At 52.7% G+C, this 15698-nt stretch carries 13 protein-coding genes and 1 riboswitch; all 13 genes read right to left on the reverse strand.

The annotated features are described in order from the left end of the window. Positions 1-2: 2 nt before the first annotated feature. On the reverse strand, positions 3-1568 hold the full coding sequence (locus R50912_RS31610; protein ID WP_042240714.1) for a hypothetical protein: 1566 nt from the start codon (positions 1566-1568) through the stop codon (positions 3-5). Next, complete coding sequence (wsfD, locus tag R50912_RS31615) at positions 1565-3112, reverse strand: glycan biosynthesis hexose transferase WsfD (protein ID WP_042240718.1); 1548 nt, start codon at positions 3110-3112, stop codon at positions 1565-1567. The genes R50912_RS31610 and wsfD overlap by 4 nt, the downstream gene beginning before the upstream one ends. 18 nt (positions 3113-3130) lie before the next feature. Then, positions 3131-4294: a hypothetical protein gene (locus R50912_RS31620; RefSeq protein WP_052416793.1), complete on the reverse strand. Its 1164-nt coding sequence runs from the start codon at positions 4292-4294 to the stop codon at positions 3131-3133. A gap of 189 nt (positions 4295-4483) precedes the next feature. Beyond that, on the reverse strand, positions 4484-5500 hold the full coding sequence (locus R50912_RS31625; RefSeq protein ID WP_042240722.1) for a potassium channel family protein: 1017 nt from the start codon (positions 5498-5500) through the stop codon (positions 4484-4486). A gap of 99 nt (positions 5501-5599) precedes the next feature. Beyond that, positions 5600-5992, reverse strand: coding sequence for a DUF350 domain-containing protein (locus R50912_RS31630; protein WP_042240724.1), 393 nt, complete (start codon positions 5990-5992; stop codon positions 5600-5602). Next, entirely contained in the window at positions 5989-6642 is a 654-nt protein-coding gene (locus tag R50912_RS31635) for a hypothetical protein (RefSeq protein WP_042240727.1), read from the reverse strand. Before R50912_RS31635 ends, R50912_RS31630 begins: the two co-directional genes overlap by 4 nt. Further along, positions 6629-7852, reverse strand: coding sequence for a glutathionylspermidine synthase family protein (locus R50912_RS31640; RefSeq protein WP_042240730.1), 1224 nt, complete (start codon positions 7850-7852; stop codon positions 6629-6631). Before R50912_RS31640 ends, R50912_RS31635 begins: the two co-directional genes overlap by 14 nt. Beyond that, positions 7849-8553, reverse strand: a complete 705-nt coding sequence (locus R50912_RS31645) for a hypothetical protein (protein ID WP_042240733.1) — start codon at positions 8551-8553, stop codon at positions 7849-7851. Before R50912_RS31645 ends, R50912_RS31640 begins: the two co-directional genes overlap by 4 nt. A gap of 29 nt (positions 8554-8582) precedes the next feature. Beyond that, entirely contained in the window at positions 8583-8789 is a 207-nt protein-coding gene (locus R50912_RS31650; RefSeq protein WP_042243779.1) for a hypothetical protein, read from the reverse strand. Positions 8790-8995: 206 nt separating this feature from the next. Beyond that, entirely contained in the window at positions 8996-10132 is a 1137-nt protein-coding gene (locus tag R50912_RS31655; protein ID WP_042240736.1) for a response regulator, read from the reverse strand. Between the two features lie 39 nt (positions 10133-10171). Further along, a complete protein-coding gene (locus tag R50912_RS31660; RefSeq protein WP_042240741.1) occupies positions 10172-13240 on the reverse strand; it encodes a hybrid sensor histidine kinase/response regulator in 3069 nt (1022 codons plus the stop codon). Between the two features lie 139 nt (positions 13241-13379). Further along, positions 13380-14678 carry a nucleobase:cation symporter-2 family protein gene (locus R50912_RS31665; RefSeq protein ID WP_042240743.1) on the reverse strand — a complete coding sequence of 433 codons (1299 nt, stop codon included), beginning with the start codon at positions 14676-14678 and terminating at the stop codon, positions 13380-13382. Continuing rightward, positions 14672-15301 carry a xanthine phosphoribosyltransferase gene (locus tag R50912_RS31670; RefSeq protein ID WP_042240744.1) on the reverse strand — a complete coding sequence of 210 codons (630 nt, stop codon included), beginning with the start codon at positions 15299-15301 and terminating at the stop codon, positions 14672-14674. Before R50912_RS31670 ends, R50912_RS31665 begins: the two co-directional genes overlap by 7 nt. A 166-nt stretch (positions 15302-15467) precedes the next feature. Beyond that, positions 15468-15571, reverse strand: a riboswitch (purine riboswitch). Positions 15572-15698: the final 127 nt, after the last annotated feature.

Genomic DNA, 15698 nt, shown 5'->3' on the forward strand with positions numbered 1-15698 from the left:
CCTTATTTCAAATATTTCCTCCGGTACAGCCTGTAGCCGATCGTAAGCAGCCCTCCGAACAAGAGCAGTGCAATCAGGATCACAATAATAAAAAACTGGTTCTGCACGCTGAACAGCCTGTTGAAGCTCGTAGCCTGCTCCTCCTGGTACTGGTAATCGGCTGCGACTGTCTGCGGGGTATAGTCGACGTTCAGATTGTTGCCGTTGATGTAAATTACCCCATCCGCTGATTCGATGGTGTTGATATCTGTAACAACGTTATGGGCCTCCCGTTTATAGTCGGCGAACGTATACCACTCTTCCTCCAGATTCTGCATCAGACTGTCCAGTGCAGCCTCATCCTCAGGCAAGTCGACAGTAACTGCCGCATTCAGCGGAAGCTCCGGCATCGCCTTGCCGGTCCTGCTGATCCCTTGCAGGAATTCCAGTGGGAGGCTGTACAGGGTGGACGGGAAGGTGACCGAGGTATCCGTCTGTTCCATATATCTGGCTTCTTCATCCGCATAGAGTACCGCCGAGTCGAAGAAGCCCATACCCGCCGTAGAATACTCCTTGTCATACGTCCAGTAGCCTTCTGCAGCCATACCCAGCGGAGCTACACCGCCCTCCGCCAGCACATTGATGAAGCTGTTCATCTTGACATGCAGCGACCGGTCACTAAGGCTGATCGGCGGTCTGACCGCCGGAGCATTGACAACAATGCTCCCATTACGGGACTGCACCGTTCTCAGGGCTTCCAGATACCGCTTCATCGCCGGAAAATCCGTATTGCCAAACACCGGCCGGACACTGGCGATGAATGGAATTCCGCTCTGATACAGCTTGTCTGCCGTTTGCTCAAGCAGCTCGAGATCGGAGAAGGGATAGATCTCCTTGAGCACCAGATACGTACGGGGCCGGGCGGAGGATTTCAGCCAATCCTTCAATACATATGCCGCGGCCATGCTGCTTAAATCGCCAGGCTTCAGATAGGGCATATAAGTAAATTCGCCGCGGCTTACCGCGTAGGGCATTTGCACCCCGCCATCTTCAAAAGACCACCCGCCGTACGTACGGCCGCCCTGTGAAGCAGTGATATAAGGCATTTCTTCCACTTCCAGCGGAATGCCGGTGAATCCGCCGATGGAGAGGCTTGCGCTGGCTCCATGCCACACGTCTGTCTTCAGCTGCATGGCCTGCTGCACCCGGTCCGGCGGCTGGTATCCGACATACATCACCGACCCTTTATAGCCTGCTGCGTCCTGCAAGTAAGCCCTATTCGTAATCTTCAGCTCCGCACTGTTAATGACGGTGATCATTCCGGAGTAGGCAGACAGGCTGCCTTGCTCATAATCGGATATATTCTTAAGCGTAACCTGTGTACTGTAAGCGGCAAGCAGCCGCTGCAGCTCTGCCACATTCCCTTCCTTCCCCGTGCCCCTCGCCAGGCTGTCATAGAGCAGCAGAATATGCTGCGCAGCGGCAGGTGACGCGGCGGCGGAAGCAGCCGGGGCGGAAGCAGCCGGGGCGGGCAGCAGGAGATTCCCAGCCAGGAGCAGCAGTAGAACGATGATCCCTCCGCGTTTCAAAGGCTCACCCCATTATTCAGGGCAGCATATTCTGGGGCCGGCACGGAAGGCGGTGCAGCCGGCATGGATTTCCGGGAGGAGATTCCGCGGCCAATGACGCTCGATATGACCTGGAAAGTGATCAGGTCAAAGGCTAAGGTAAACAGGAATTCATGCTTCGCAATATCGGCATCGCCGGCTCCGATAATGGAGACTACAATGCCGGACAATCCGACAAGCATTGTAGCCAGAATCACGAACAGCCGCTGCATTCCCCGGTAGTCCCGCACCCGGACCGCGCTCACGAAGGAAGGCATATAGACACCTGTAATCACAGCCATCCAGAGGAGGATGAAGGCAAAGGTGCGGGGAGCCAGCTTCTCCTTCAGCGTACTGTATACATTGAAGAAATGACTCTGCGCCCGGAACTCCTTGCCAGCAGATTTCTCATAATTTCCCATCGCCGCGGGCTTGATCGTATAGGCGCTTTCGGCAGCCGTATTGAGAATCGAGCCCAGCTGGTCCGGATGCGTAACATAATATTTCAGAATCGAGATGAAACCGTATTGGCTGTAGAAATCCTTTTCCAGCAGATCCGATTTCACATCCACGGTCCCGTATTGATCATAATAGGTATTCTCTTTGAGAATTGCGTACTGTTCATTAATCCCGAAGGATTGAAGCGCGGTCTCCGGATTCTCTGATTCCATTAGCACTCCGCGGGTCATGGCATGATACTGGTTAATATTCACGAACTCTTTGGAGATATTAAGATAGGTGGCAACACCGGCGAACATCATCAGGGCGGCGGACAGGAGCGTGACCCAGCGGAACAATTTATCCCGGCGGATCCAGACAAGTGAGATAGAGAGCAGGGAAATCACCATGCCCACAGGAGCATTTTGCTGCTTGGAGGTCGTTAGGATCAGCGTGCTGACCAGAAGTACCGCCAGCATGGCGTAATCGTTGTATCGTTTTCGGTACAGCAGCAGCCATGAGGCGAACACCAGAATCATCGTGACCATTACCAGGCTTTCGCCGAAGAACGAATTGAAGTAGGCGGTATACCCCGTGTCCCCGAAGATAAAAACTGCCAGAACCGCAACAATCATCCCCCGCTTCCGGGACATCTTGAACGTAACGGCTTCAATGAGCAAGTAGACAGCAGCTACATACAGGAGCGTATAGATCGCGGCCTGAAACCGGATATCGAACACTTCCTTGCTGAATACCAGCTTATTGACGAACAGCGCCAGCTTGATAAACAGGGACTGGGAGGAGACCAGCATCGAGCTGTTCTCGTTGTAGTACTGGTAGATTCCAAACTGCTTGACGAAATACCCGAAATACTGGCTGTCATAATCCGGGAGGTTGAAGTACAGTCCATTGCTATATATAATCCGGAAAAAGTCACCGTTATCTGCCATTCCCACATAGGGAGCGGTAAAGAGCGCGATGACTGTTACGAGCAATACGCCAAAAGCCGCGGCAAACGCTGGGGTAATCCGAAGGCTGGCAAGGGTTATGCCGGGCCGGGTTGATGTTTTCACTGGGTTGTCTATCATACGGATTCACCTTCGTTACTATTGTTGTGGGTTGGAATAGGAATAAGCGAGGAGCGCCATCAGGTTGTCAAAAGAATACGCCTGGCCGGCAGCCTCATCACCGAACCCGCCATACAGCGGACTTGCAGCATTCACGGCTCTGAATTCATTCATCCGTTCAATACTGGATGTGTAGAGAGACTGATCGCCCAGCACAGCGCCGATCATGGCCGTGAGCGCATAAATCGCCGTAGAACGGATATCATTCGTCCGCTGGCCGTCACGCGTATACTGCCCGTACAGTGTGCCCGCCGTAACCTGCTCTTTGATATAACGGATGCTCGCCGGCTTCTGCCGGTTGCTCTCGGTCAAATGAAGAATGGTAAGCAAAGATTCTACTGTGTTGATATGTTCGGAACTGTACTGGCCTGTCTTGTAATCAAATCTTGTCTCATAGAACGGGAAAGAGTCGGACAAATATCCGTCTTCCAGAATTCCGCCCATATTATTCAACAATATACCGCTTAATTCGCTAGATATCGACAATTTTCGCAACACACTCAGATCAATATAACACAAAGTTACGAACCCGTTGGTGGTTTTGAAAATATTGTCATAAAAATCATACATGTATCCATCTTTTACATTATTATCATAGAATCTTCGGCCATATTTATCGGCTGCTTCCGTATACTCAGGCTGATTAAATACCTCTCCTGCTTCATACAGAGCGCCGATCAGCCGCAGGTCGTCTACCGCTGCATTGACGGTGTATTGCTTCTGTTGCTTAGGACTGAACCTGTAACTGAAGCCGCCCTCCATATCGAAGGTATCGCGGGCCAGCGTCCACTGCTGGTCATATCTCTTCTGATCTCCGTTAAGCACGGCCGCCCTCATCAGAAGAGAAGCCGATTCGCTCAGAACCTCATGGCCTGTAGCCATCTCTGCCGATTCGCCGGTTTCCTGCAAATTCGTATATACCCCGTAGGGGCCAGTGAGCTGCGTATCTATGAATTTCAGTAATTGCTGTACTTCACCCGCTGTGTCAAGCAGCGGCTCCTCCGGCACGTTCGTTCCCGCAGGAGTAACTGCCGGAGAAGAAGTAGCCGCGGATGGTACGGGCCGGGCCTGATTACCGCTGCATGAGGTGATCAGAAGCAGCGATATACCCAGTGCAGCAGCCTTGCTGATTGTACTCCCCAATTCATCACATCCTTAAAAGACAAGTCTTTATATTGGCCATAATAATATAACGGTAATTTATGTCACATTGTTTACTGTTTTGGCGAACATTATGTGTCTAAATCATAGATAATTCCATTTATTCAAATAAAAGCAGGGCTGCCTGGATCAAATCGACCCAACCAGCCCTGCTTATGTTTACAATATACTTTAGCCTGTTTTAATTCTCCGGTAAGTCTCCTCATCGGCAACAATATAGAGTCTGGCATCGGCCGGAATCGGCTGCTCCAGCTTACGGTTAATGCCAAGGTCGCCACGGTCGGACAGCAGGGTTGCTCCCTGCCGCAGCAGAGCCTGAAAGGCGTCACCATAGGTATTCCAGGCACTGCTGCGCGGAATCTCATAGATATCATCGCCATGCTGGCGGCTGAGCAGTTGGGTGATCACTTCAGAATTGCCTTCCTGCAGGGCAGATCTTACCGCGAGTCTGGAGATGGCATCATGGGAGAGCACGAACTCGTTCACATGAACATGCTTGAAGTTCTGAATGTTCTTCTCCTGCATGATTTCTACGGTGGTATGTACTTGCGGGGCGATCCGTTCAATACTGGAGGCGATCAGCAGCGTCTTGCCGTCGCTCAGCGAGGCCTCGTCTATACGGGTATCGCTGAACACGATCGCCGCTCTGGCGCTCCCGATGTTCGCCTTCAGCAGAATATCATCACTGGAAGCATCCCCGCTGATGAAGTGAACCTGCTCCAGCTGTTCCAATGGATGCCGGCCGTTCTCATCAATAATCACGATCTTGCACTTGGCGTCATAACACAGAATTTCATCCACAGCCGCCTGCGTTTTACGGCTCCAGTTAATCAGTATGACATGATTATGCCCGTGAAAGTTCAAGGTTCCGGCTCCTCTCCTGCGCTGCATCTCTCCCATGGCATCGATAACCTTACCGATGACCAAACTGAGCAGTCCGATGCCAAAGATATATATGAATATCGTAAATACCTTACCAATGGCTGTAGTGGCGAAATAGTCGCCGTAGCCTACAGTAGCCATTGTGGTCATTACCCAATAAAAGGCGTTGAACCAGTTATGAAAAGTGTCCGGCTCCAGCAGGAACGCAGTGGTTGCACTCAGAATGATGAATGCCAGGATGATCAGAGCTATGGACTTCTTCTTTAGATGCAGCAGCTTGCCGGAAATTCGGATTAGAAAATGCAATGCTCATCCCTGCTTTCGGGTAGTTAGCTTAAGCCGGCCGGGCAGCTGCCGCCCCAACATCCGAGGTACGGCAGCTGCCCTGCTGTAAGGCCGGTCCTTTTAAATAATCAGGCTGCTGACCGCAAACGCTGTTCCGACAAAGACCATACAGAGTGTTACGCCTACCGCAACATTCCCTTTCTGCAGCTGCTCCGAAATCCGGAACCCGGGAGTGAACAGCTCAAAGATCCAGTAAGAGGCAACCAGGCACACATACCCCACCGCGAACCAGAGCATCATGAACCAGATGGAGGTATTCGTATAGGCCGCCACACCAAGAATGATCGCCGTGGCCAGAAACTTGCCGCCAAAGGCCAGTGATACCGCGACATTCCCCTTCTTCAGCTCCTCCATGTCTTTAAAAGGCGTCATCAGGGTGAATACAACCATACCCAGCACCTGAAGCAGAACAATGGTCAGAATACTAACCACCAGATTAATAACAATCGTCAATTAGCCCACCCCCGGAATTTCGCATAGGCCGAATCATAGTCGGCGAAATCATGTACTTCCTCCAGCACTACGGAGGCTGTCTTTTGTTTCTCGAGTGCTGTATAGCGCTTGTCGTCAATCGGCTGCTTGATCCGGTTGCCGGAAGGCAGCTCAAGTACGGCAAAGTTTCTGGTTTTATCCTGATACTGGGTTTTGTATACCCCGACAAGATCTACATCAGTTGTGATCGATACCTTGAGATTAGCCAGATCCTCCGTTGCTGTCTTCTGGTCCCCGTATGATTTAAGCGTAGTCCAGGAAGACAGCTTGATATCGTTCTTCTGATCGGCATCTGTCACGAGCTCAGCGTCCATGAACTGCAGCGTCCATATGGTATCGCCTGTAGCATAATTGCCGTCGTTAGGCAGCAGCTCATTATCCGGCAGCACGGTCATGTCGCTGCCGATCAGATCGCCTACCTTGCCTTCGACCACCCGGTAATCCCACGGTACCCGCGATACACTGTCCGTTGTTTCGGTATCCGTATGGAACACACTGTTACTGTTTCCTGAGCATGCGCTTAGCAGCATGACTGCCAGAAGCAGCATTGCGGTCAGCGCCCCGCCCCTAATTCTGCGTCCGGCGGCACGTCCCTCTCTACCCTTGTTCATCTTCAAGCCCCCTCACTCCTAGCGCGATAAAATGACTGGCATTGCCTGTAATCGGTCCGCCAGCCCTGCCGAGCAGACCGCAGGGCTTCCCGTTAATCACGAACATGCCGGTCAGCAGGTGAAGCTCTCCTTCACTGGTCTGAATCCGGGCCATTTCGGCTCTTTTTTGATAGACCACCGGGAACAGCTGGCTGCTGTCATAGCCTTCTTCATCCTCTATTTCAAGCGTACCGCTGTCATCAAAAATCCGCACGGACCCGCCTTCCCGGCCGAAGACAGACTTGGACACAAAGCTTTCGGAGAATACCGCCTTATTATACGTAGGCAGTATGTAACGGGAGATGACCTGACGTTCCTCTTCGCTGAACAGCAGGCCCAGCTCATACATCCCCCATACCGCAGCAATCAGCCCCTTGGATTGCAGGATGATGCTGTGCGGACCGTTGAACAGCTGGAGCTTCCCGGTCTCGATGGCGTAGGCCAGGGCGTCGCCGCCTTCATCCACAGCCATCCACTCCTTCGGATAGAGCGCGAACATCCGCTCAATGATCCGGTCCTCTGCGTCCTTCACTACACCTTCATCAATCCACAGGTCCAGGCAATCGACGCAGCGGATATCCAGTCCGCTATGTGCTGCCAGTGCATCTATCGTTCCGGTATCCTCCTGATGGCTGCCATAGGCAACACAGGCTGCCGTATCCGGACGTTCAGCGCCCCAGGCGGCAGCAAGCTGCTGCTTCATTGCGGCATTGGCATTCCCGATACCTGCCTCTGCGCAGATCCACGGCGTAGCAATAGAGGCCTCCACATAGCCGGTCGGCGTATCGGCATTCAGCTCCAGCAGCTTAATCGTCCCGTCTCCGGCTACAGCAAAATCAAACCGGGCATACCGGCTAATCAGCCCCGGCTCAGGCATTGGGCAGTCGTCGAGCATCTGCCACAGCACCGGGGGAATTCCCAGCAGATCATACAGGTCATGCTTAAGATGGACGTAGCGGACCGCCTTATCCAGAACCATCCACAGTCCTGATGAGGCATCCTTCAGTTCCCGGTAGGTCTCTCCGCGCATTACAGCTATCGCATCCAGCCAATATTCCTCTTCCTCCAGGTCAGCCCAGGTGAAGCCCAGCTCATGCAGCTGCTGTACCCGGGGTGCCCGCTCCAGAGCGGACTGGTCCAGATATTCGAAGACGCTCTCTGCCGGAATCATCCGCCGAAGCCGCTCTTGCTTGAGCTTTTGCCGGAGCTTTTACTTGAGCTGGACTTCGAAGTCGAGGAACTTGATTTGTTAGAGCCCAGCCCGCTGGAGGTGCCGCCGATTCCGCCTGATTTCGAAGAGGTGTTCCTTCTGGTGATGGAGCCGGTCGATGAAGTCGAAGTCTTCGGTTTCACCACTGATCCGGCTACAGGCTTGTTCTGGAAGCTGCCGCTGCTGTAGGTTGGTGGCTTATAGGCAGTACGTGTGCCTCCGTAATAAGTCGGCCGGTCATTGTACCAGCCTCTTGAAGAGTAGAACGAACCGCTGTTGAACAGCATGTGGTACAGAAGCACATCATCCCAGCCGAATCCCGAGTTATAACCGCCATAGTTGTTAATTACCGTTGTCCCGCCTGATGTTACCGCTCCCTGCCCTTCCTGGACAGTCTCCTCCTGATTCTCATCCGGATATGGAATATTCCAGTCAACATTCTTGTCGAAATAATTCTTAACTTCCTCGGTAGACCAGGATACCAGCTTCGGTTCATCCCCCGTACCGCCGGTACTCCCGCTGGCACCAGCGCCTCCGGGAATAAATAACGCATTGGCCAGCAGGGCAATGCCGAGCGAGGTCGACAATACGCGGATCGGCTTGCCATCAGGGGTGAACAGCCTGCTTACAGCAGGTTCTTTAACATTTTCGTCTTTTGCCAACTTGGGCCCTCCTTTCCTGATAATGTTCCTTAACCTTCGGTACGCATCGGAACCAGCAGAAGCTCAAGCTTCCCTTCGTCCACATTCAGCCGGCCCTCTACAGCCTCGAACTCACGGCCGCCTACGACTATATAATTCACATGCTCCAGGGCCGTGATCATGTTCATGCTCCAGACGCGCTCCTCAATAATCTGCAGGTCTCCTTCCGGCATCTTCTCGAACAGGATGACCTTCATTCCATTATCCACACCATACCAATCCCTTCTGAACACTCTTATGCTTCTGATACGCTGCCGCTATTATTTCGTTTCAACTCGCGCAGCCTGGAATATCTGTACCCCAGTACTCCATCCCTATCTATATTATCTGTTCAGGCTCAACTAAATTCTATGCCTAACAAATAATAATGGCAATGTCCTTAGGATGAATACCCCCGGCTGATTTATAGCACCTTCTGGACCCAGTTGTCTATGACATGATCCGGCTGGATGCCTAAATCCCGCTGTAGCAGTTCTTTATATTTATCGTAGTGTTTCCTAAACCCGATGAAATCTCCCAGGTCGGCGTAACTTCTCAGCACCAGCCGGCAGATTTGATCGGAATACGGGTCTAGTGCCTGCAGAATCAGCAGCCTGTCCAGTGCCTGCCGGGGACGTACGGAGGATAATTCATATTCGGCCGAATGCAGCGACATGCGGATAAAGCGGATCTGCAATTCCTTGCGCCGCGTTTCTGCCCAGTCATAATGATGTTCTTCCAGATAGTCTCCGCGGTACAGACTCAGCACCGCTTCTCTGCGCGCCCATTCCTCTTCCGATTCCACAGAGGTATTGCAGTATCCCAGCTCGAATTCTTCCAGATCGAGCAGCACCTTCTCCTTGGTCAGCCTGTAACGCTCCTGCGAGAACTCAACCCGCACATCCATATCCCAAGCCTTAAGCAGCTTACGGATATGGTACACCGTTGTATGCAGGTTGGTTACTGCTTTCTCCGGTTTGAAGTCCGGCCAGACCCAATCCACAATGGTATCCTTAAGAATCCATTGGCCGCGGTTATGGAGCAGCAGGGCGAACACTTCCTGCGCTTTGCTGGTTCTCCACTGCATCTTGCGCCCAGGCTCCGTGCTGTCCATGAACTCCAGACGTTTGAAGCAGAGAATCGAGAGCTGTTTGACGGCAGCTGCAGGCTCCGGGAGCGCCTCCACACGCGCTTCATTCTGCTCTATGCGAATCTCTAGGCGTTCGAGCGTTTTGCTCAGGCGCTGGGAGGTTACCGGCTTCAGCAGATAGTCGGCGGCGTTCAGTTCAAAAGCCTCAATAGCATACTCACTGTATGCTGTGATATAGACAATCCGCGTGCTCCGGTCCAGACCGGCTATATACTCGCCGGCTTCCAGCCCGTTCATCTCAGGCATACCTATATCCAGGAAGACGATATCCGCCTTCTCCCGCTCCAGATGCTCCAGTCCCCGTCTTGCCGAAGTATACTTGCCGGTAATCTCCAGACGTCCGTCTTTCAGGAGCAGGCGCTCCAGATGCTGCAATGCAGGCTTTTCATCATCGATTAGTATCGCTTTCATTGAAAGGACTCACCTCATGTCATCGTTCTCGAGTGTCGCTTATCTAGGAATTGTATAAGATATCGCCGTCCCCTGGCCGGGCACACTGTGAATACTCAGGCCTGTTCCGTACATTTTGAGCAGCCGGCGCTGAATATTCCGCAGTCCGATGCCGCCCTCTGTCCGTTCTTCTGACAGAACCTCCGCAATCCGCTGCGGAGACATCCCTACACCATCATCTTTGACGGCAACCACAAGCTGGCCGGGCAGCAGTTGAATCGACAGCTGCACTGTCCCTCCAGCCTCCTTCTGCATCAGCCCGTGGTTGACGGCATTCTCTACAATCGGCTGAATGCTGAGCGGCGGAACCAGTCCCATAATATCGTCCGGGACATCGAACTCGATATTCAGCCGCTCGTCAAACCGCGCCTGCTCGAGGGCGAGATAGGACTGAACCAGCCCCAGCTCCTTCTCAATAGGAACGGTCTGTCCCCGGTTCTGGAAGTCAAAGCTGCTCCGCAGGTACTGGCTGAGATCCAGCAGCAGATCAGTGGCCTTATCCGGGTCTACCGGACATACGGAGATGATCGCATTGAGCGCATTATACAAGAAATGCGGCTTGATCTGGGCCTGCAGGAAGGCAATCTCCGCCTGAACGGATATCCGGACAGACTTGCGCATATCGAGCAGTGTCTGCACGCGCGCCTTGAACTCACGCAGTTCCACCGGCTTGCTCAGATAATCATTGGCTCCGGCTTCGAACGCAGCCTGGATATCCTCGGGGCGGCTGCTCGCCATCAGCACCAGAATCGGCAGCTCCGACAGAACAAACCGTTCACGGATCGTTTTGCATAATAACAATCCGGGTATTTCCGGCATCACCCAGTCTGCAATGACGAGATCGAGTTCAGGGTACTGCTGTATTTTACTTATAGCTTCAGCCCCGCTGCTGGCCGTAATCACCGAATGGTTCTCCAGCTGCAGCACACTAACCAGCACCTGAAGATTGACAGGATCATCATCCACAACCAGAATGAAGCAGCATTCCGCAGACGGCGGCAGGACTGGTTCTTTTCCCGGCAGTTGGACTGCCGCCGCCTCCCAGCCGGTAATTTCCAGATACTCCTGCTCCAGCAGCGCTTTGCTTTTCCGCAGGATGGGTTGTGTGAAGCGGAAGACAGAGCCGTGCCCCAGCTCCGAATGCACCTCTATCTCTCCTCCGGCCAGCTCAACCAGCCTCTGGGTAATGCTGAGACCGAGTCCGGTTTCCCGGTAGGCTTTCTGGGCTGCGGGTCCGCTTGGATCATAGGCATCAAAGATGGAGTGCAAACGCTCAGGAGCAATCCCCTTCCCCGTATCCGTGATAAGAATGGCAACATACTCTTCTTTAACCTCTGCAGACAGCGTTATCACGCCTTGAGGCGTATAATTGACGGCATTTTCCAATAAATTATACAGAATTTGAGCAAGGCGCTGTTCATCCGTCTCCAGCAGGGGAAGCTCCCCGGGCAGATCCAGGCGGAATTCAAGATTGGACTTTCCGTATACCTGGCGCGTCACCTCCATGATGGAAACAGCCGCGGTGCGGAGATCCACCGCCTGCCGGCGCAGAAAGAGCGAGCCGTGATTCAGCTTCGCGAAGTCAGACATATCATTGATTAAGGCTGACAGCCGCTTGCCCGTCGAGACAATCATGAGCAACTGCTCACTCTGGGCACTGCTCACGGAGCCTGCCGCACCCTGCGCCAGTGTCTGGGCCATGTTGACCATTCCCTGCAGCGGCTTGCGGAGCTCATGGGAAGTATCGGAGATGAAATCGTCCTTCAAGCCATCCAGTGTCTGCAGCCTGCGTGACAGTTGCCCCACCTCAAGGAAAGAGGACGCATATTGCCGGGTCATAATAATCGCCTGAACGAACCCGAACAGGACAATTTCATAAGAGATTATGAAATAGCTGAATGACAGGTTCATAAAACTGACCAGGTAGCAAATAATAACGACGCTGAGACTCTCAATGCTGACCATCATCAGGAACATATTTTTCGGGTTCCGCCTTGTTCCCTGAACCATAGAGTAGAGCACAAAGCCGATACTTACCGCACCCCAGGTCAGCAGCATGCCCTCCAGATAGCTGAATAGATAGGCCGGCATGAATATTGAGATCAGCAGCAGCATGCTCGTAATCATTTTAGATGCCTTAATGACCACAATAGACATCGGGTAATTCACGGAATTGGCGACATAGCGCAGCAGATAATAGTAGACCAGCGTGGAAGAAGCCAGCTGCAGCTTGAGCACAATTTCATACGGAAGCCCGGGAAGCCCTGCCGAGATCAGCTTCTCGCCGTGGGTCAGAATGTAGACAAAGGCCGCCATGCAGAATAGACCCAGATAAAGGGTGACCCCCCGGCTCTCTCTAACCTTGGAGAACATCAGCAGGAATAGAGAAAGAATAATAAATCCGAACAGCGCCCCGCCGTCTACAAACAGCGCAAATTCGCGGTGCTTCATAATAGAGCCCTGATCACCGATGACAATCGGCATAACGATACCTCCGGAGGAGTAGCTGTAATTCGCCACCTGTACAATAATCTCCATGGTATCTCCGGTCACCGAAGCAAACCCCGTATAGGGTATATTATTCTGCTTCCCCTCAGAAGCCGTGGGAGCAGGGCTGCCGCTGCTGCCAATCTCCTGCCCGTTCACGAAGACCCGGCTTGCCGTACGGATGTTGCTGGTGCGCAGACCGTACACTACGGCTTCCCCATAGGCAATCCTGGCCTGCAAACGGTAAGTGCCGTACCCTTTGGCTGCGGGTTCCCCGGTGACGGATATATAAGGATTCCACTTCCCCGGAACCTGTACCATTCCGGACACGGCAGGCACGCCCGGGTCCTTCCGCTCCTTGGAGAACACCTCAGGCATCAGCAGCGCTCCGCGGTACAGCTCCCATTCCCCGTTCAGCTTCACAACACCGTCTTTGCCGAAGTCCCAGCTGCGCAGATCGATCATACCTTGCCGTGCCTGCGGCATTCCGCGGTTTATATGGAAAGTCTGGAGGACAGAGAGCAATGGAATGATCAACACCAGCACCAGACTGCCTAGAATACTCAGCCAATATTTTTTCATGCGCCATGCCATTCCCTTCTAGCTGTCAATGTATAAATTATACATTAAATTCTATTTACTTAAGTGCACTAAAAAAGCCGATTCCCATTTATTTCGGAATCGGCTGCTTATCTTATTAGATTAAAATTTTAGGAATATTTCACTTTACTTCCGGAGCTGCGACTGCGGAAGCTGTGCTCTCCTGGGTTTGGGACAGAAAGATATTAAGAATAATTGCTGTCAGAGACCCGGATACGATTCCGTTCTGCAGTAGCATTCTGGCGAATTCCGGCAGCTGGTCGAACATGGACGGCAGCACAGCAGAGCCGAGACCGACAGCAATACTACAGGCGGCAATCAGCAGATTGCCATCCTTACGCAGGTCAACATCCGAGAGAATCGACATGCCGGATGCGGCAACCGATCCGAACATGACAATCATCGCCCCGCCAAGCACCGCATTCGGCACGACTGTAGTCAGCGCTGCCAGCTTCGGCAGCAGCCCGAGCACGATCATAATTCCGCCGGCGGCAAAAATAACATTGCGCGTCTTCACCCGGGTCAGCGACAGCAAGCCGACATTCTGGGAGAACGCCGTATAAGGGAACGCATTAAACAATCCGCCGAGCATGATGGCAAGCCCTTCAGAACGCAGGCCGTTCACGATCTGCTTCTGTTCTACCTGCTGGTCTGTAGCCTTGCCCACGGCAAAATACACACCCGTCGATTCCACCATGGACACAATATTAACGATAATCATCGTGAAGATCGCAGTAATGCTGAACTGCGGCCAGCCGAAGTAGAATGGCTGGGCCACACTCACCCAAGAGGCCGTAGTCACTGTAGAGAAATGTACGATGCCCATGGCATAGCCGATTACGGTTCCGACAACCAGGCCTACCAGTACAGATACGGAACGCAGGAAACCTGTAGTCAGGCGGTTCACCGCCAGAATTACGAGCAGTGTAATCAGGGCCAGCAGCAGATTGCGGGGCTGGCCGAAATCAGCGCTGCCCTGTCCGCCGGCCACATTATTCATCGCTACCGGGATCAGCGAGAGCCCGATGATCGTTACTACGGAGCCGGTTACTACTGTAGGGAAGAATTTCAGCAGCTTCCCGTATATCGGGGCTGCCAGTACAACGAACAGACCGGAGATAATAATAGCCCCGTACGCTGTCGGGAGATTGGAGCCTGAAGCGATAGCGATAATCGGGCTGACTGCAGTAAAGGTACAGCCGAGTACAACGGGAAGTCCGCTTCCGAAATATTTGCTGCCCATAATCTGCAGCAGTGTTGCCAGTCCGCAGGTGAACAGATCCGCTGCGATCAGATACGCCATCTGCGTTCCGTTCAAATTCAGTGCCCCGCCGACCACCAGCGGCACAATCACAGCTCCGGCGTACATAGCCAGCACATGCTGAAGCCCGAGGGCGAATATCTTCTGTTTGCTTAGCATCCTGCACTCTCCTTAATTAATTCTTCCGCACGGGCAGTGCCGGTGCAGGGATTATCTATAAAGTGAACTTCTCCTGGAGACATCGAAGCAATCCGCGCCAGGGCATGTACCGGAATTCCGCGCTGCTCCAGCAGGCTGCGTCCTTCCTGGAAGCTCTTCTCAATGACACAGCCGACTCCCATCAGCCGCGCCCCGGACTCCTCCACGATATCGCATAGGCCTATAAGCGCTGCACCGGTAGCCAGAAAGTCATCGACAATCAGCACGTTGTCGCCAGGTCCGAGATACTTCTGCGAGATGCTGATCAGGTAGTCTTCCTGACGGGTGAAGGAATGCACCGGTGCGGAGTAGACCGCCTCGGTGAGGGTAACAGCCTTCTTTTTCTTGGCATAAATAAACGGCACACCCAGCGCAATGCCTGCAGCCATGGCGAACTGGATGCCGCTGGCCTCTACAGTCAGCACCTTGGTAATGGGCTGATCTCCGAAGATAGCTTTGAATTCCTGCCCGATTTGCAGCGCAAGCTCCGTGTCCACCTGATGATTCAGAAACGAGTCTACCTTCAGCACAGTCTCCGATAAAATTAAGCCCTCTTGTCTAATGCGTTCCTCCAGTACTTTCATTACAGCGATTCTTCCTCCTTTAAAATAAAAAGGACAGATCCCCTTGAGTGTTTCTCTCAAGTGAATCTGTCCTTCTGGGTTTTTGTCCCTTAGTGGTGTAACACATAAGCGTGTCCGCATCGCTTGGACCAGTCCTTCCTCTGCCGCAGCACAAGAAACGGAACCCTAGATGCGCTATTTCACTCATAGTCGGATAATTACAGTGGTCATCCGGTAGAAACTTATGGGCCATATTCCCAAGATTATATGAGGTATTATGATAAGCCTGTTTTTAAAAACCTTCGTATATCTTACACGCTCTGTATGATCCTTACAAGCAAAATTTTAAGTATATTTGCTGTGAATTTCAAAGTTTTTCATGAAATACACCCGCATTTCAGCTGGAAATGAACACCTG

The sequence above is a fragment of the Paenibacillus sp. FSL R5-0912 genome, assembly GCF_000758605.1.
Taxonomy (GTDB): Bacteria; Bacillota; Bacilli; order Paenibacillales; family Paenibacillaceae; genus Paenibacillus_AQ.